Here is an 18,228-nt window from a genome sequence, read left to right as displayed (position 1 = left end):
TCAGCTTGATCGCGGTGAACAGCAGCTGGCCGGGGACCCCGGACAGCAGGCCGCCCCCGCCGCTCATCACCCGGGGATCGGCCTCCGCCGCGCCGGTCAGTTCCCGGCCGACCCGGTCGGCGTTCTCGATCATCGGATCCACCGCCTGGATCGCCGTGCGCAGCGCCTCCAGCTCGCCCCGGTATCCCTCGGGCACGATGCCCCACCCCCACCGGCGTCCCCCGGATGGGCGTGACCCCGGTCACCTCCGGAGTGTGGCCCGTTCGCGGCGGTGTGAGCCCGTCCGCGTACACTCCGTGTTCGCGCACGCCTGGCTCGGCGACCGCCAACCCTGATCAGAACGCGGCGATTTGGTTACTCGCTCGCAACCCACGTGGTGGACGTTCGTTCTGTCCTGCGCGTGCGCCCGACGAAAGGACCCATCGATGAGGCTGCCGAGACGGCTCGCCGCGATCGCGGCCTGCCTGCTCCTGGCCGCGTGTGGCGCCGAGCCGACGCCCGAACCCCCCGCGAGACCCATCGAGATCGCCTTTGTGCCCAAGGTGCAGTCCATCGCCTACTTCGACGCGATGAACGAGGGCGGCAGGCGCGCGGCGCAGGTGCTCGGCGTGAACTGGACCTACCGCGGCCCGCTCACCGCGGACGCCGCCGAGCAGGCGGCCATCGTGCGCGAGTTCATCGGCCGCGGGGTGAACGTGGTGGTGGTCGCCCCCAACGACCCGGACTCCATCGCCCCGGTGGTCGCCGAAGCCAAGGCCAAGGGCATCCGGGTGCTGACCACCGACACCGACGCCCCCAACTCCGGCCGCGAACTCTTCGTCAACCAGGCGGGCGCGGAGAGCATCGGCCGGGCGCTCACCGACGCGCTGATGCAGAAGACCGCCGGCGCCGGGCAGTACGCGATCGTCTCCTGCGGCCCGGCCGCGGCCAATCTCAACGCCTGGATCGCCGTGCAGAAGGCCTACACCGCGCAGAACTACCCCCAGGCGCAGATCGTCGACATCGTCTACGTCGGCGAGGACCAGAACGCCGCGGCCGCCAAGGCCAAGGAGCTGATGACCACCCACCCCCAGCTCACCGGGCTGGTCGGCGAGTGCACCACCTCCGCGCCGGGCGTGGCGAAGGCGGTCCGGGAAGCCGGGCGCATCGGCCAGGTCTTCACCGTGGGCGTCGGCACCCCGCAGACGATGAAGGAGTACCTGCGCGACGGCTCGTCCTCGGCGTCGGTGCTGTGGGACGTGGAGAACCTGGGCTATCTGACCGCGTGGGCGGCGAAGCAGGCCGCCGACGGCAAGGTGCCCGAGCCGATGAACAACGTCAGCCCGGAGCTGCCCGCCGTGCGCTACACCGGCGCCGACAAGACCCTCGTGCTCGGCGACCCCCTGCTGATCACCAACGACAACGTCGACCAGTTCGATTACTGAGCGTAAGCCGGATCTCGCGCCAGCATCGCCTCGCAGCTGCGCAAGACCACCTCGGCGGCTCGCCGGGCGACACCGCTCAGCGCCGGGTTGACCGCCTGCTCCCGCCAGTGCCACAGCGCGTCCTGGATGGCCTCCTGCACCTCGGCCGGGGAGACCTCCTCCTCGATGCCGAGCCGTTCCAGCAGGCCGACGCCCTGGCCGCCGGTCAGCCGGATGGCGTCCTCGGCCAGTTCCTCCGGCAGCTCGGTCCGGCCACCGCGCAACGCCGCGAGTACGCGCAGCTCGGCGAACGCGTGGGCGCCCGAGACCAGCCGGTCCAGTTCGGCGGCCAGCTGCTCGCTGCCGGGCCGGGGTTCGCGGCGCAACAGCACTTCCAGGCCGAGCAGGGCCGCGCGCGCCTTCAGCACGTCCTCGCGCGCGGTGAACTGCTGCGCGATCGCGTCCCGCAGTTCACCGAGCCCGCTGCGCTGCACCAGCTGACCGGCCAGTGCCGGCACCGTGTTCGCGCCGCGGCGGATCAGCGTGGTCGCCAGCCGGAGCCCGAACAGCCCGAACCGGCCGAGCAGCCATTCGCGGGCGCCGGGTTTCAGCGGCAGTGGCGCGTCGGCGCGGACGAACCGGTCCGCCGAGAGCAGACGGCTCTCCAGCTCCGGGCGCGGTACCTGTGCCAGCGCGGACAGCGCGGCGAACTCCGGTTCACCCAGCGTCCGGCCCGCGCTCGCCACCAGCCCGGCGACCGCGACCACGTCCTGGCTCAGGTCCTGCACCTCGTCGGTACGCCGGTAGCGCCGGGCGACCTGCCGGGCGGAGATCAGCGCGTCGACCCGGCCGGCACCGAGTTCGTCGGCCCTGGACAGCACCACCATCGTGTGCACCGGCGGGGCCCAGCCGCTCGGCGGTCCGTGCAGCGTGCGCAGGACGTCCAGCTCGGGTCCGTGCGGCCGCCGCACCAGGTACAGCAGGGCGTCGGCGTCGGTGAGCCCACCGGCCAGCGCCTGCGGGCCGGCCTCGGGATCCAGCGCCGGCGTGTCCATCAGCACCACGTCGCGGAGCTGCCGGCTGGGCCAGTCGACCACCAGCCGGTCCACCTGCTGCCCGCCCAGCGGCGCCAGGTCCACGCGCAGCCGCCGTTCGGCGCGCTCGGCACCCATTTCCCACGGCGCGGCCCCGCCCGGCGGATACGCCAGCGCCCGCGGCGCCGAACCGCCCTGGTACCAGGTCACCACCTGGCGGTCACCGATCTTCAGCGGGGCCACCTCGTCCCCGGCCAGCGCGTTGAGCAGGCTGGACTTGCCGGTCTCCGCCGGACCCGCCACAGCCAGCCGCAGCGGTTCGGCGAAGCGCGCCAGATGCCGGTCCAGCCAGCTCGTCGCGCGGGCGCTGTCCTGGTAGAGCGAGAGGGCGCGCTGCAGCAGTTCGCCGGCGGCCTCGGCGATCACGCGATCAACCCGCGCGGGGAACTGGGCGCGACCTTCGCCGCCGCCATCGCCTTGACCCGCTGGCGGATCGCGGCCAGCTCGTTCACCGCGGTCCTGATCTCCTGCGCGCGCTGCTTGCGCCGCGCGGCCTCGGCGTCGATGACCTGCTTGATCGCCTTGGCCGACGCGGTGATCTCCTGCCGCTGCTGCTGGGCGTAGGCGGTGAACCGGTCGCGCAGCGCCCGCTGCAGCAGCCGCGCGGCGTCCTTGCTCTCCTTGCCGTAGGCCAGGAAGAAGTCGTCGACGTGGCGCTGGGCGGCGGTCTTCGCGGTGGCCTGCCGCCGCTTGAGCCGGTTGCCGCGTTCCTCGAACACGCTCTTCGCGCCGAACGCGGCACCGGCACCCAGCGAGATCGGGTTGATCAGCGGCATGCCGGCCACCGTGGTCGCCAGGCCGAACATCAGCAGGCCGGTGTAGGACCCGCGCATGCCGACAAAAAGCTTCTGGCCGACGGTGAACCGCTCGACGCGGGGTTTGCGCATCCCGCTCGCGTGATCCGGCGGGGCGTCCGCGACCAGCAGTTCGTGCAGCAGGTCCTGGTCGCCCGGCGCGACCTGGCGGGCCAGCTTGTGCGCGATCCAGTCGAACCGCTCGAGCAGCCAGTTGAAGTTCGTCTCGGCGACGGTGGCCAGGTTGTCCTGCAGCCAGTCCTCGAAGGTGTCCCAGTCGCGCGAGGGGTCGGCGGCGTCGAAGTACTCGTCGACCTCGCGCAGGATCTGGCGGGTGCGGTCGCGCAGGTCGTACTCGAGGTCCGCGATCAGGTCGGCGATCTCGTCGCCGAGCAGCGTCTGCCAGCGGGCGGAGTCCTGCTGGAGCTGCTCCAGCTTGCGCCCGGCGGCCTGCCAGCGGGCCACCACCTCCGGCGCGTCCCCGCGCTGGGTGGTGGCGAACTCCTCGTGCAGCGGCGGCACCAGCTGGTCCACCGTCATCCCGGCCAGCGCCGCCACCGACCTGGTGTGCAGCACGTCGGCCTGGTCGAGCCACTCGTGCTTGAGCCGGTGCATCAGCTCCTCGAAACCGGATTCGGCGTTGAGGTCGCGATCGCCCGTCTTCGCCGCGGCCAGTCGCAGCGCGGCCGAAACCGGCACCACGGTGGCGCTCACCCCGGCCCTGGCCAGCCGTGCGCGGTTGCGCTCGGCGACCACCCGCCAGCCCGGCACGATGTCGATCTTGGTCAGCGCGACCATCACCGTCGGGCACACCCGCGCGACCTGGCCGAGCAGCTCCAGCTCGCTCGGGGAGAACTCGCTCGTCGCGTCGGTGGCCATCAGCACGGCGTCGGCCTGCAGGATCTCCGAGAGCGCGGTCGCCGTGCGGACGGCGTCCCCGGCGGGCGGGGTGTCGATCAGCACCAGGCCGGTGGCGAGCAGCGCCCGCGGCAGGCCGATGTGCGCGCGGGCGATCTCGGTGCCCGGCTGCGCGGCCTCGCGGTTGGCGTCCGCGGTCACCGAGTCGACCGCGGCGGGCACCAGCTGGTTCGACGGCCCGCTCTCGATCATCCGGTCGTCACGCGCGGCCGAGTTCAGCACCACCGCCGCGGTGGGCGCCTCGGCGTACTCCACCACCGCGGGCACGGTGGTGGTCAGATCGTCGCCCGTGGCGCACACCGGCGCGTTGACCAGCGCGTTCACCAGCTGGCTCTTGCCCTGCCCGGTCTCGCCGATGACCAGGATGCGCAGCTTCGGATCGATCAGCTGCGCGCGTCTTTCACGCAGGCGACGGAGCAGATCCGGGGTCCCGTGCGCGGCGCAGGCCCGGATGGTGTCGTCCATCAGCTGGAGCCAGGGCGGAGCCATCACCCGAAGGAGTGTGCCGTGTCCGAATCGAAATGCAAAAGTGGCCCGGCCCGTTCAGGTGAACGGACCGGGCCACGGGGAGGCGACCGCCGAGCGGGTGTAGCTGGCGCGGGCTCGACAGGGGAGGTAGTCGCCGTGGTCTAGAAGTCGAGCAGGCCGCCGGTGATGTCACCCACGTCCGGCAGCGAGTGGCCGGGGTTCAGCTGGCCGAGCGGGCTTTCCGAGGCGCCGCCGGTGCTGCCGCCGGGCAGCGGGTTGGCCACCGGCAGCTCGGGCAGCTCCGGCAGGTCGACCGGGAGCTGGCTGGGCAGGTCGGTAGGCACGTCGACCGGGAGGTCCGTGGGCAGCTCGGCCGGGAGGTCGGCCGGGGCGTCCGCCGGGAGGTCGGCGGGCAGTTCGGCGTCCGGCACCTCGATCGGCATGTTCTCCAGCTGACCGGCGAGCTGGCCGGTGCCGGTGGCGATCTGGTCGGCCAGCGTGCCGGCGCCGTCGGTGACCACCTGGTCGGCCGGGGCCGCACCGGTCAGGTAACCGCTGAGGGTGGTGCCACCGGTCTCGACGCCGTCGCCCAGCCACTCGCCGCCGGTGGAGACGTAACCGGCGAGCGTGCCGGAGGTGGCCGAAGCGGCTTCCTCACCGCCGCGCGGGAGCACCGCGGAGTCGACGCCGGAGGTGTCGCCGAGGCCGGCGAGGTGGTTGCCGCCGAGGTCGCCGAGCGAGTCGCTGTCGACCGAGTACTGCTGGCCGGCGATGTTCAGCGAACCGGCGAAGCCGTCGGTGGAGGCGAACAGGTCGCCGCCGAAGTCACCGGCGGGGGAGTCACCGGCGAACGCGGTGCTGACGCCGTCGAGGCCGGCCGCACCCGCGGCACCGGCGGACAGCGGCTCGCTGGCGACGCCACCGGCGGCCGCGGCGCCCTGCGTGGTGCCGGAGACGGAGCCGGCCAGGTCGGCCTCCTCGGTCTCGGCGGCGAGCGAACCGGCGGCGCCTTCGGCACCGGCCGAACCGCTGGCGGAACCGTCGAGCTGCTCACCGGCGAAGGCGCCGGTGGCGGCGAGGCCGTCGGGGGAGACCTCGTGCGCGCCGGCGACCGAGCCGAGCGGGGTGTCCTCGGCGAACGAGGAACCGGTCAGGTCGCCGAGGCCGGGCAGACCGGACAAGCCGGAAAGCTCGGGCACGGTGCCGCCGTCCGCGACCTGCGCCAGCGCCTGGAGTTGCTGGATCGCGCTGTCGGCGCCACCGAGATCACCGGCGGGCAGCGAGGCCAGACCCGACTCGAGCGACTCCGGCGAAACACCGCCTGGCGCGTAGTCGAGTACCAGCGGGACGACTTCCTGGACGTCCTGCGCGGTGATGTCCTGCAGGCCCGCGCCGGACAGGGCCGCGGCCGGGTCGGTGCCGAAGGCGGACCGGGCGGCGTCGTCGGTGAGCAGGTTGAGCACGAACTCGTGCAGGGTCTGGCCGGTGGGGGACAACTCGTTACTCCTAGGGCGGGGGGTTCTGCCTGGATAACGCTAGGTAAGGGGGGACGGTTGCCGCATCGGGGATGGCACCGGTCGCACCGCCCTAACGTGCACGTGGGGAGCCCGCGCGGCGGTTAGGGGATTAGGGGGCGTTTCACTCTTTCGCATGGGGGACCCCTGCACACGGTGTGTTCTTGGTAGGAAGAACTACTGTCCGCGCAAGCTCGCCGAGGGATCTGCCCGCCTATGCCGTACGTCTTGGGGATCGACCTCGGGCACACCCGCACCACCGCCGCGGTCTGCCGCCGGGTGGGCGCGTCCTGGGGGGAGCCCCAGGTGGTGGCGCTCGACGGGGATGCCCGCTGGGTCGAGTCGGTGCTGCACGTGGCCCCGGACGGCTCGGTGGTGTTCGGCCAGGAGGCGGCCAGGCGCGCGCTCGCCGAACCGCAGAGCGCGGCCCGAGGCTTCCTCGGCCGCACGGGCGACGCGGTGCCGCTGGTGCTCGGCCCGCACCTCTACACCGCCGAGGTGCTCACGGCCTCGCTCGCCGGCTGGGTGGCCGACCAGGTGGCCGAGTCCTTCGGCGGTCCGGCCGACCGGATCGTGGTGGCGCACCCGGCGGGCTGGGGCCCGCACCGGCGTGCGGCGCTGCGGACCGGGCTCGAGGCGGCCGGGCTGCCCGGGGTGCTGCTGCTGCCGAAACCGGTCGCCGCGGCGGAGAACCACGCGGCCGGTGAAGCCGGGGACGAGCTGGAGACCGGTTCGGTGCTCGCGGTCTGCCGGATCGGCGGTGAACACGTCGAGTCGGCGCTGGTCCGCCGCACGCCCACCGGGTTCGACCTGCTCGCGCACACCGGCAGCACGGGCGGCCGAGGAAGCGCGCGGATCGACGAACTGCTCGCCGAGCACGTGCTCGCCCGCTCCGGGGCCAAGGTGCCCGACCACGCCGACCCGGCCCTGCGCGGCCCGATGACCGGCTTCCGGATCGCGAGCGTGCTGGCCAAGGAACGGCTTTCGGTGGCGCCGTCGGCTTCGCTTACCGTGCCGCTGCCGGACGTCAGTGTGGAAGCCGGCGAAGTGCACATCACCAGGACCGAGCTGGAGGAGCTGGCCAGGCCGGTGCTGTCCGCCGCGGTGGCGCAGCTGAACCGGCTGGTCGAACCGGTGCCCGACGGGGAACTGGCCGCCGCCCTGCTGGTCGGCGGCGGCGCGCGGATACCCTTGGTCACCTTCCTCGCCGAATCGGCACTGAGCTGTCCGGTGCTGGTCGACCCGGATCCGGCCGCGGCGGTCTGCCGCGGCGCGGCGCTGGTCGCCCGGCCGCGCCTGGCGGGCGAGGGCCGCAAGCCGTCACCGCGGCCGAGGGGAGCGGTGCGGGTGGAGGAGTCGACCGCGCTGATCCCGCGGGCGTTCGAGCCGCCGCTGCTGGCCGGTGAGGACGACGACGAACTGGGCCCGCCACCGCCGCGACCGCCGGTGGAGGTCACCCCGCTGGAAGCGCCGAAGCGGTTCACCAACCCGCTGCTGCGCCGGCGGTCCGAGCGAGAACCCGAGCGAGAGGACAGCCGTTGACCCGACCCGCGTCGACCCGGGGCGCCGAACCGGTGCTGGACGAGCCGACCCGGCAGTTGTGCGCCGCGATCGCCGAGCGCAGGCTCACCCAGGTGCGCCTGGCCGTGGTCGCGGCCGGGGAACACGGCAAGACGGCACTGCTGGAGCACCTGCGCGCGTTGTGCTCGGCCGCCGGGCTGAGCGTGGCGCGGTTCGACCCGGCGCGGGCCGGCGAACCGGTCGACCTGGTGCTCGCCGACGACGCGCACACCTACGGCGAAGCGGAACTGGCCGTGCTCGCGCGGTTGACCGGGGACGAGCGGACCGGGCTGGTGGTGGCCGCGCGCCCGCGGCCGCGCCCGGCCGGGCTGAACGCGGTGCTGGGCCGGTTGCGCGGGCAGATCCTGTTGCGCCCGCTCGAGAAGTCGCAGGTCGCCGAGCACCTGTCCGCGCACGGTGTGTCCACCGAGCTGGCCGAGTTCGTCCGCGCGCAGACCGGCGGCGTGCCGGGGCACGTGCACCGGGTGGTGACCGCGCTGGCCGCGGTGCCGCCGTCCGAGCGCGGGGAGCTGCCGCTGGCCGCGTTCGGCGGCATCCGGCAGGAACTCGACCGGACCGAGCCGGGGGTGCTGCGCTTCCTGCTCGCCGTGGAGGCGGGAGCCGGGCCGGACATCGATCTGCTCGGAGGGCTGCTCGGGCGCGATCCGGAGGGTGTCAGCGCGGTGATCGACCTCGCGCGCGCGACCGGGTTGTTCGGGGCCGACGGCGGTCTGCTGCCGGTCACCCTGGCGGCGTTGCGCGCGCTGGTGCCCGCCGAACGGCACGCCGAGGTGCGCCAGCGGCTGGTCGAACTCCAGCTGGAGCGTGGCGCGCCGGTGCTGCGGCTGGTGCGGCCGTGGCTGGGGAAGCCGATCGCGGGACCGAGCGTGGCCAAGGCGTTCGAAGCGGCGGCCGAGGAGGCACTGGGCTCGGACCCGGCGCTCGCGGCGCGGCTGCTGGAAGCCGCCGTCGCGGCCGGGCGCCCGGCCGCTGAACTGGGCGCGCGGCGGGCCGAGGCGGTCGCGCTGGCCGGGGACCTGGACGGCGCGCTGCGGCTGGCCGACGAGGTCATCGCCTCGTCGGAGGCCACCGGGCGCGCGGAGGGTGCCAGGGTCGCGGCGACCGCGCTGACCCACCGCGGTCAGCTCGGCCGCAGCGCGGAACTGCTGCAGTGGTCGGGAACCCGGCGTTCGCGCGCGTTCGCGGCGATCAGCCTGATCGCCACCGGTCGTCGTGCCGAGGCCGAGCGGGAACTGGAGAAGGCCGCCGAGGGCGGTGGCGACGAGCCGCCGACGCTGCTCTCGGGCGCGCTGTCGTCGGTGGCGCGCGGGGTGGTGGAGTCGGTCGGCGGCGCGCCGACCGCCGCACTGTCCACTTTGGTCAGCTCGGCGGAGATGCTGGAACCGGTCGGCCGGGCGGTGCTGCTGCCGGACAGCCCGGCCGCGCTCGGCGCGCTGGTCGCACTGCACAGCGGTGAGCTGACCATCGCCGAACCGCTGCTGGAACGCGCGATCGCCGCGCGCACCGGTGGTGTGACGCTCCAGGCGCGGCATCAGCTGCTGCTGGCGTGGATCGCGATGGTGCGCGGGGACGCGACGCTGGCCGCGGAACGGCTCAACGCGGCCGAGGAGGTCCGGCAGCCGCGCGACTGGCTGTTCGCGGTCGGCTTGGAGGTCGGGCTCGCCCGGCGCACCAGCGATCTGACCGCGTTGCGCCGGATCTGGGGCGTGGCCTGCGAAGCGGTGATCCGGCACCCGGTGGACCTGTTCTCGTTCCTGCCCTTCGGCGAGTTCGCCATGGCCGCGGCGCGGCTGGGCGAGCGCGATCGGCTCGCCCCGCACCTGGCGCAGGCGCACTCCGTCCTCAGCGGACTCGGCGATCCGCCGCTGTGGGCGGCTTCCCTGCACTGGAGCGAACTCCACGCGGCGATCATCGCCGAGCGCGCGGGCGAGGCGAAGGACCACGCCGCCGCACTGGCCGCCTGCGCCGGGAACGGCGCGTACTTCACCGCGGTGTCCGACGCGGCCGCGTGCTGGCTGAAGGTGCTCGACGGCGACATCGACGCCGAAGAGGTCGAGGCTGCCGCGCACGCCCTGCGCGGCAGCGGCCTCTGGTGGGACGGCGCGCGACTGGCCGGTCAGGCGGCGATCCGAACGACGGACCGCAAGGCGATGGTCGCGTTGCTCGACTGCGCGCGGTTGTTGCAGGGCGCGGTCTCGGCGCCGGTCCCGGCCACCGAGGGCGCCACGGCCGACGACACCCCCGGCTCGGCGCGGCTGAGCGATCGCGAGCTGCAGGTGGCCGAGCTGGTGCTGGGCGGCATGACCTACAAGGAGGTCGGCGCGCGGCTGTTCATCTCGGCGAAGACGGTCGAGCACCACATGGCCCGCATGCGGCAGCGACTGGGCGCGGGGAACCGAGCGGAACTACTGGCCCACCTACGCGAAATGCTCGGCGACCGCTGACGGATGCCCGGTGCGCTACTGCTGGCGAAGTCCTTGCCCGGCACCGAAAACGCCCCGCGGGTCGTGCAGCCGACGCGCGGTTTCCAGTGCTTCCCAGGCCGGTCCGAACTGCTCCGCCCAGTCCGCGGGCGACATCGGCAGCGCGTTCGACGGGTACACCGTGCCGCCCAGCGCCTTCGACCGACGGTACAGCTGGATGTTCAGTTCCGTCAGCCGCGCGTTCTCCACCGGGTCGGCCGGTTTTCCGGTGCGCAGCAAGGAGAACAACCACACCAGCTCGCCGGAGGGAACGTGCAGCAGCGGCGTGCCCAGCGCGCTCGCGCGCACCGGGTAGAGCATCACCAAGCCGGTGCCGCCGAGGTCCTCGCGCCGTGTTCTCGCCAGCGTTCCGGCAACCACCGGACCCACCACCTCGTCCGGCAGGAAGACGTTCAGCCACGGGTGCGGGTGGAACCAGCTGCCTTCCGCCCGCAGCGCCGCCTCGCCCTCTTCCATGCGGTTCAGGAAATCGAAATAGGAGGTGTCCTCGACCTCCATCCGGTCGAAACGCAGATCCGCCAAAGAGGCGGTCGAATAGGTGACCGCCTCGAGCATGTGCGTCCATTCGCCGTTCTCGAGGATCAGCTGGCCTTCCACGTAGTCGAAGCGGCCGTCGCGCACGACCGTGCGCTGGTCGGCCAGGAAGACTTCGAGCGACTGGTAGTACAGCTTCCAGCGGCGCGCGGTCGGCGGCGCGGGCACCAGGCGCAGCTTCACCCTGGTGATCACCCCGCACAGGCCGAGCCCGCCGCGGACCGCGTCGAACAGTTCGTCACCGGGGCGGCAGGTGCGGACCTCTCCGGTGCCGGTGACGACCTCCAGCTCGGTGACGTTGTCGGTCTGCGTGCCGTGGTGGTGCGCGGCGCCGCCGATGCCGCCGACCACCAGCGTGCCGCCGACGGTCAGCTCAAGGTAGTCGGTGAGCACCGGCGGGGTCAGCCCCAGCGGCAGCGTCAGGTCGAGGACCTCCCGCCAGCGCGCGCCCGCGTCGACGACGGCCTCGGTGCCGGAGACCTCGCGCACCGGCGGCAGGCTCCCCATGTCCAGCACGATGCCGCCTTCCGCCTGCTCTTGGCCGAACGGCGAATGACCGGCGCCCCTGGCGGACACCGGCAGCCCGTGCTCGGCGGCGAAGGTGATCGCGGCCGAGATGTCGGCGAGAGAAGCCGGGCGCACCACGGCGGCCGGGCGGGAGTGCACCAGATGGCCGAAGTCCTGGGCGGCGGTGACGAGCGCGCACTCACCGCGGTCGACCTCGCCGTCCGGGACGGACAGCCAGGTGGTGATCGGCCCCGAACCGTGCTCGCCACCTGGCTGTCCTGGCTTCATACCGGGAAGATTACTCCTCGATCTCCCCTTCGATCGCGTCGAGCGTCTCGCGTGCCTGCTGTCGAATTCCTTCCAGCACCAACGGATTGAGGTTCTTGTTCTCGAACGTGCGGACCAGTTGGCGCAGCACGTCGCGTGCCTGGTCGGGGTGGCCGGACTTCGCCTCGGCCTTGGCCTGCGTGCGCATGGCCAGGTTCAGCGTCACGTTGTCGACACCGTCCTCGTCGGCGATCGAGGCCTCGGCGACCTGGCCGAGCAGGCTGGCCGCCTCGATGCCGTTCGCCTCGCGGATCCGGAGCGTCTTGTCGCCGGTCAGCTCCTTGAAATCGCGTTGCTGGTTGACCCCCTTGACCAGCCGGCCGTACACCGCCAGCGGGTGGTCGGGGAAGGTGTCGAGCAGCGTGTCGATCGCCGAAACGCCCTTGCCGAGCTGACTCGCGTCGGACCCGAGCAGCGCGAGCAACTGGCCCTGCTCGTCGCCGAGCAGCAGTTCGGCCGCGGCTTCGTCGGCGCGGCTGGCCGGCGGGCGCACGCGCACCCGGAGCACCGGCGAGAGCACCCGGGAGCCGTCACCGGCGATGTAGGTGGCGCGCAGCCGGTAGGTGCCCGGTGCCTCGAACAGGAAGCCGTCGGCGCCGAACCCGATGTACGCGCTTTCGTACAGCGCGGGCTTGTCCACGCCCACCTGCACCGCGCGGTCCTCGTCCACGCAGTGCCGCAGCATCGGGCGGTACAGCACGGTCCGGCCCGACGGCTGCTGCACGGCGATCGAGACCAGGTCGTCGTTCGGGTGCAGGTACCCGTGGGTGGCCCGGCCGCGCAGCTCGGTGCCCGCCAGCTTCAGCTCGACCACCACCGGCTCCCCGTAGGCGAACCCGGGCTTCGGCGAGCGCAGTTCGAGCGCCAGGCCCGAGTTGTCCACCAGCGGCTCGTCGAACAGGTCGGGGTCGACGTCGGCGGCCCCGGTGCCGAAGGCGTTCGCGCCCATGACCACGTTGCGGTAGAAGCCGTGGCGCAGGTGCGCCAGCTCGTTCTCGGTGAACTCGAACGGGAACGCCGCCCAGTAGGCCGCCGCGCCGCCGGGCCCGCTCGCCGACTGCTGGTACTTCCAGTCGTAGTTCATCCACGACAGGTCGCCGAGGCCGCCGTTCGGGCCGAGCGGGGCGGGCGGGTTCGCCAGGTTCTTCTGCCACGAGTGCAGCAGGTTGAACGCGTGGCCCAGTTCGTGCACGTAGGTGCGCAGCTGCGAGCGCTGGGTGGCCGCGTCGGTGCCGCCGATGGCATCGTGGAACACCGCCGCGCCCTGGCGCTGGAAGGCGTCGCCGTAGTCGAACATGATGCCGCGGTAACCGCCGTCGTGGGAGGTGGCCACCAGCATCCACACCTGCCAGCGCGGGGCGTTGGTGAACGCGCTGAAGTGGTTGACCATGGCCGCGTGCAGTTCGGCGTCGCTCCACTTGGCGTTCGCGCCCGCGTCGGACACCGGGATGACGTTCGTGCCACCGGTGGTCAGCAGTTCGATGCCGGCTTCGGCGAACGCGCCGGGCACCGAGAGCACCCGCGCCGGGCTGCCGTCCGGTTGCGGCAGGCTGCCGGTGTTGTACGCCAGGAACGGAACCGCGCCGGCCACCGAATCCTGTTCGTAGGAAACGGTGCGGAAGAAACCGGATTCGAACGGGCAGTAATAGCTCGCGCCCGCGGTGTTCGAGGTGGTGAGGAATTCCAGCGTGCCCGGTTTCGGCGGTTCGAACAGGGACGCGCGCGCGATGGTCAGCCGGATCTTCGGCGCACCCGCGGCCCAGGTGAACGTGCCGAGTCCCTCGACCCGTACTTGCGTCGCGGTGGTGGTCACCGTCGGCGAATGCACGGCGAACGAACCGAAATAGGCGGTGGTCGACCCGGAAACGGTGAAGAAGTCGCCGCTGATCCGGCGCGTCGGCCGGTGGCCGTCGACGTCCACCCGCAGCGTCAGCAGCCAGCCCTCGCTCGCGCTCCGGTATCGCCCGCGCACCAGGCGCTTGCGCACGATGATCGGCGGGACCGGCCGGATCGGCAGCGGTGGCGCCGTGATGCTCTCGGTGCCCTCGAATCCGGTCGCCGGGGCGCGGGTTCCGGCCTCCGCCGCGGCGCCGTTGCCGTTGGTCGTGACCGCCTCCGGCTCGGCTTCCACCGGCCGGTCGAGGGTGTCGGCGCCGGTGTTGCCACCGCCCACCGTGGGATCGGAGATACCCAGCATGGTGTGCCCCTTCCTGGGCGGGATGAGCAGGATCGCCACTGCGTAGAACAATTGCGCGCCGACTTGGCGGAACGAGGCTACGACTGTTTCGGCGGGGCGGCGGCCGAAACAGTCGCAATGCACCCGGATGGCCCAGTTGACCAGGGCTTTTTCGTGTCTTGGCGGTTATCTTGGTCATTCACCACACGGAATGCGCGGGCGGTATTGATTCACCTGTTTCCATTCGCCGAAAGGGAATTCGGCAACCATTCAGGCGAGCCGGATGGGCGGGTCGGCGCGGCGGCCGAGCAGTTCGGCGGCCGGTGCCGGTTCGGTGTCCACATCGAACGGTTCGTGGTGGACGCACTCCGCGGGCACGTCGTGCTCGGCCAGCATCCGCAGCGTGTGCTCGGCCAGCGTCCGCGGCGCGCAGACGTACCACTCGTCCACCTTCGCCGGGTGCAGCCGCCCGTCCAGCAGCGCCGAGAGCCGCGCGGTGTCCAGCCGTCCCCGCACGAACTGCTCGTGGGTCACCGCGAGCACCTCGCTGATCGTGTCCACCGGCTGGAAGTCGCGCCCCCTGCGCAGTTCGGGATCCTGCTCGTCGGTGCGGTAGTGCACCACCCGCAGCCTGCCGTCGAATCGCTTCGCCAATGCCGAAAGCTCGTCGGCCAGCATGGTCGTCGAGCCACTGCGGTTGACGTAGAGCAGCGTGGCGCGGCTGTGCGGTTCGGTGTCCAGCGCGGTGGCGAACATGGTCAGGATCGGCGGCAGCCCGCTGCCCGCGGCCAGCCCGACGTAGTGCCGCGACCGCCGCGGGTCCGGTTCGAGGGTGAACTCACCGGCGGGCGGCAGCACGTCGAGCCGGTCGCCCGGCCGCAGCGTGTTCGTCACCACCGTGGAGAACGGCCCGCGCTCGACCCGCTTCACCGCGATCCGGAGTTCCCCGCGCGGCGCCGGGCACAACGCGTAACTGCGGCGCAACGGCACCCCGTCGACCAGCGCGCGCACGGTCACGTGCTGCCCGGCCACGTAGTCGAAGGTGCCGTCGAGTTCCTCCGGCACGGCGAACCGGACCGCCGCCGCGTCCGCGCCGACCCGTTCGACCTCGGTGACCAGCAGCGAGTGGAAGACGCGCAACCGCCGTGGTGGCGGCTCGGCCGGTGGTTCGGCGGCGGGCCGCGGCGGGAACCAGCGCGAGGCCCGGTACTCGTCGGCACCCAGCTCCCGCCCGCCCAGCACGCGCACCGGCGCGCCGAGTTCGAGATAGGCCTCCACGTTCCGCCGCCACACCCGCCGGTACCGGTAGAACGGGATCGCCGGGTGCAGGTGGTGCACCAGGTGGTAGTTCTGGCCGAGGGTGAGCGGCCCGGCCAGGCGCTCCAGCCCGACGTGCACCCACGCCACCCGCAGCCGGTCGGGGCCGGGGCAACCGGGCAGTCCCCGGTGCGGGAACCAGTCGAACAGCACGACCACCAGCGCCAGCCCGATCCGCTGCGGGATCAGGTACACCGCCAGCAGTTCCCAGCCGTACCCGCCGGCGATCGCGGTGGACATCGCGCCGAAGGCCAGCGTGGCGACCGCGGTGGTCTCGTGGACCTCGCGTGCCGGGCGGTGGTGCATCCGGCCGAGGTAGTGCCGCGCGAACCAGAAGTCGACGGTCAGCCACCGAAGCGGCAGCTGCCAGGCGGGGGCGCGGGCGGTCCAGCCGGCGACGTCGGTGCGACCGCCGGGGCCGCGGTGGTGCTCCAGGTGGAGGTGGCGCACCGGCGCGAACGCGCCGTACGCGGCGACGAACGGCATGGCCAGCCGTCCGAGCAGCGCGTTGACCATGGTCAGCCGACCGGCCGCGTGGTGCATCGCCTCGTGCGCGACGGTGAACATCGTCACCGTGGCGAGCGCCTGGAGCGCCACGGTCACCCACAGCGGGGCCAGCCCCTCCAGCGCCAGCCAGGCGCCGAGGGCCCAGACCGCGGCGCCACCGGCGAACAGCGCGACCGTCGGCACGGCGACCAACGGCAGGCTGACCCCGGGGGCGGGCAGCTCACGCACCGTGCCCGTAGCGCCCACACTCCACCCCCTTGCCACCCGCACAGCGGTACAACAGCGTTACGACACCGCTAACTGTGACCCGAATGGGTGACGTCGGACAAGGGTGAGTTACCGGGTAGGTCCCGCCCGCCCACAGCGGCGGCCGGACGCTGGCCTAGACTCGGGCGTCCCGGTCCACCTGTGACCTGGGGGCATCCGTCAAGGATCGTGCAACACCCAGTCCTAACACCGTCACGGCTCGAGGAGAAGAAGTTGAAGAGCACCGTCGAGCAGCTCAGCCCGACGCGAGTCAAGATCAATGTCGAGGTGCCGTTCGACGAACTCAAGCCGAACTTCGACCGCGCCTACAAGAAGATCGCGCAGCAGGTTCGGATCCCCGGCTTCCGGCCGGGCAAGGTGCCCGCCCGCGTGCTGGAGAGCCGGATCGGCCGCGCGCCGGTGCTCGACGAGGTCGTCAACGAGGTCATCCCGGCGAAGTACCTGGAGGCCGTGCAGGCCGGTGAGGTGCGCACGCTGGGCCGTCCCGACTTCGAGGTGACCAAGCTCGAGGACCGCGACGTGCTGGAGTTCACCGCCGAGGTCGACGTCCGGCCCGAGATCGAGCTGCCCGACTACAGCGGCATCTCGGTCACCGTGGACGACGTCGAGCTGGACGACGCCGAGGTCGACGCCGAGCTGGACCAGCTCCGCGCCCGCTTCGGCACGCTGACCGGCGTCGAGCGGCCCGCGGAGAACGGCGACTTCGTCTCGATCGACCTGTCGGCCACCGTCGACGGTGAAGAGGTGCCAGACGCCTCCACCACCGGCCTGTCCTACGAGATCGGCTCCGGCCAGCTCGTCGACGGCATCGACGACGCGATCATCGGCGCGAGCGCCGGCGAGACCAAGACGTTCACCACGCAGCTGGTGGCCGGCGAGCACGCCGGCAAGGACGCCGAGGTCAGCGTGGTCGTGCAGTCGGTCAAGCAGCGCGAGCTGCCCGAGGCCGACGACGAGTTCGCCCAGCTGGCCAGCGAGTTCGACACCCTCGACGAGCTGAAGGCCGACCTGCGTGAGCGCCTGTCCAGGATGAAGCGCATGCAGCAGGGCGTGCAGGCCCGCGACAAGGTGCTCGAAGCGCTGCTCGAGACCACCGAGGTGCCGATCCCGGAGAAGGTGCTCGAGGGCGAGATCGAGAGCCGCAAGCACGACGCGATCCACCCGTTCGACCACGACGAGGCCGCCTGGGCGCAGTCGCTGGAGGCGCAGGGCACCACGGTCGAGCAGTTCGAGACCGAGGCGCGCGAGGAGTCGGAGAAGGCGGTCCGCACGCAGCTGCTGCTGGACACCATCGCCGAGAAGGAGGGCGTCGACGTCAACGACGGCGAGCTCACCGAGCGCATCATCTACCAGGCCCAGCGCTTCGGCGTCAGCCCGGACGAGTACGTGCAGCGCGCCCAGCAGTCCGGCCAGCTCGGCGCGATCTACGCCGACGTGCGCCGCGGCAAGGCGCTGGCCACCGTCGTGCGCGGGGCCACCGTCACCGGTGCGGACGGGGCCGAGCTGGACTTGAGCGATCTGTTCGGTGGTGCGGAGGAGACTGCGGAGGCCGCCGAGAGCGCGGAGTCCGCCGAGGCTCCCGTGGCGGAAGAGACCGCAAACCAGAAGTAATGCTCTGAGCGAACTTGGGCGGTGTCGGGCATTCCGACCCGCCCGAGTTCGTTAGGGTCGATTACAAGATCTGAACCGGCGAAAAGGCAGGCACACGTGACGCACCACTTGCCCGAGGGGCGGACCAGCACCGCGGGACTCAACCTGACCGACTCGGTGTTCGAGCGTTTGCTCGCCGAGCGCATCGTCGTGCTCGGCTCCGAGGTCAACGACGAGGTCGCGAACCGGATCACCGCGCAGCTGCTGCTGCTGTCGGCGGAGGACGCCGAGTCCGACATCCGGTTCTACATCAACTCGCCCGGCGGCTCGGTGACCGCGGGCTTCGCCATCTACGACACCATGCAGCTGATCAAGCCCGACGTGCAGACCTACGCGATGGGCCTGGCCGCCTCCATGGGGCAGTTCCTGCTCTCCTCCGGCGCGCCCGGCAAGCGCTTCGCGCTGCAGCACGCCCGCATCCTGATGCACCAGCCCTCGGCCGGCGTCGGCGGCACCGCCTCCGACATCGCCATCCAGGCCGAGGTGTTCGGCAAGTGGAAGCAGGAGCTGGCCAAGATCACCGCGGAGCAGACCGGGCAGACCTTCGAGCAGATCACCAAGGACGCCGACAGGGACCGCTGGTTCACTGCCGAGGAAGCCAGGGAGTACGGCTTCGTCGACCAGGTGCTCACCCGGGAGAACCCGCTGCCGGGTTCGAACAGCTGACCGGGAAGGTAGAGGAGAGATC

The 18,228-nt window shown here is 72.3% G+C and carries 11 protein-coding genes; 5 read left to right on the top strand and 6 right to left on the bottom strand.

Annotated features, from left to right (window positions below; genetic code table 11):
• The first annotated feature begins 425 nt into the window (after positions 1–425).
• Complete coding sequence (locus YIM_RS38675; protein ID WP_153035091.1) at positions 426–1,424, top strand: autoinducer 2 ABC transporter substrate-binding protein; 999 nt, start codon at positions 426–428, stop codon at positions 1,422–1,424.
• Here YIM_RS38675 and YIM_RS38670 read toward each other — a convergent pair.
• The 3 genes from YIM_RS38670 to YIM_RS49480 form a co-directional block, all read right to left on the bottom strand.
• A complete protein-coding gene (locus YIM_RS38670) occupies positions 1,418–2,863 on the bottom strand; it encodes a hypothetical protein (RefSeq protein WP_153035090.1) in 1,446 nt (481 codons plus the stop codon). The genes YIM_RS38675 and YIM_RS38670 overlap by 7 nt on opposite strands.
• On the bottom strand, positions 2,860–4,701 hold the full coding sequence (locus YIM_RS38665) for a dynamin family protein (RefSeq protein WP_153035089.1): 1,842 nt from the start codon (positions 4,699–4,701) through the stop codon (positions 2,860–2,862). Before YIM_RS38665 ends, YIM_RS38670 begins: the two co-directional genes overlap by 4 nt.
• A 137-nt stretch (positions 4,702–4,838) precedes the next feature.
• A complete protein-coding gene (locus YIM_RS49480; RefSeq protein ID WP_153035088.1) occupies positions 4,839–6,173 on the bottom strand; it encodes an IniB N-terminal domain-containing protein in 1,335 nt (444 codons plus the stop codon).
• A gap of 234 nt (positions 6,174–6,407) precedes the next feature.
• On the opposite strand from YIM_RS49480, the gene YIM_RS38655 reads away from it, so the two are divergent.
• A complete protein-coding gene (locus tag YIM_RS38655; RefSeq protein ID WP_153035087.1) occupies positions 6,408–7,733 on the top strand; it encodes an Hsp70 family protein in 1,326 nt (441 codons plus the stop codon).
• On the top strand, positions 7,730–10,216 hold the full coding sequence (locus YIM_RS38650; protein WP_194239888.1) for a helix-turn-helix transcriptional regulator: 2,487 nt from the start codon (positions 7,730–7,732) through the stop codon (positions 10,214–10,216). The genes YIM_RS38655 and YIM_RS38650 overlap by 4 nt, the downstream gene beginning before the upstream one ends.
• Before the next feature lie 15 nt (positions 10,217–10,231).
• On the opposite strand, the gene YIM_RS38645 is transcribed toward YIM_RS38650, so the two are convergent.
• From YIM_RS38645 to YIM_RS38635, 3 genes are all read right to left on the bottom strand, one after another.
• Positions 10,232–11,584: an FAD-binding protein gene (locus YIM_RS38645; protein ID WP_153035086.1), complete on the bottom strand. Its 1,353-nt coding sequence runs from the start codon at positions 11,582–11,584 to the stop codon at positions 10,232–10,234.
• Between the two features lie 10 nt (positions 11,585–11,594).
• The gene (locus tag YIM_RS38640) at positions 11,595–13,859 is read right to left on the bottom strand and encodes a hypothetical protein (protein WP_153035085.1); all 2,265 of its coding nucleotides are present in this window, start codon (positions 13,857–13,859) and stop codon (positions 11,595–11,597) included.
• Between the two features lie 210 nt (positions 13,860–14,069).
• Entirely contained in the window at positions 14,070–15,869 is a 1,800-nt protein-coding gene (locus tag YIM_RS38635; protein ID WP_228004291.1) for a fatty acid desaturase, read from the bottom strand.
• A 234-nt stretch (positions 15,870–16,103) separates the two neighbouring features.
• Here YIM_RS38635 and tig point away from each other — a divergent pair, with 234 nt between their 5' ends.
• A complete protein-coding gene (gene tig, locus YIM_RS38630) occupies positions 16,104–17,501 on the top strand; it encodes a trigger factor (RefSeq protein WP_153035083.1) in 1,398 nt (465 codons plus the stop codon).
• Positions 17,502–17,597: 96 nt separating this feature from the next.
• Entirely contained in the window at positions 17,598–18,206 is a 609-nt protein-coding gene (locus YIM_RS38625) for an ATP-dependent Clp protease proteolytic subunit (RefSeq protein ID WP_153035082.1), read from the top strand.
• Positions 18,207–18,228: the final 22 nt, after the last annotated feature.

This window comes from Amycolatopsis sp. YIM 10 (assembly GCF_009429145.1).
Classification (GTDB): Bacteria; Actinomycetota; Actinomycetes; order Mycobacteriales; family Pseudonocardiaceae; genus Amycolatopsis.
Note: the sequence above shows the minus strand (reverse complement) of the source record. Positions and strands in the feature narration are given on the sequence as shown.

Coding starts and splice junctions, on each gene's coding strand:
- YIM_RS38675 (WP_153035091.1), top strand. CDS start 426: ATGAGGCTGCCGAGACGGCTCGCCGCGATCGCGGCCTGCCTGCTCCTG.
- YIM_RS38645 (WP_153035086.1), bottom strand. CDS start 11,584: ATGAAGCCAGGACAGCCAGGTGGCGAGCACGGTTCGGGGCCGATCACC.
- YIM_RS38655 (WP_153035087.1), top strand. CDS start 6,408: ATGCCGTACGTCTTGGGGATCGACCTCGGGCACACCCGCACCACCGCC.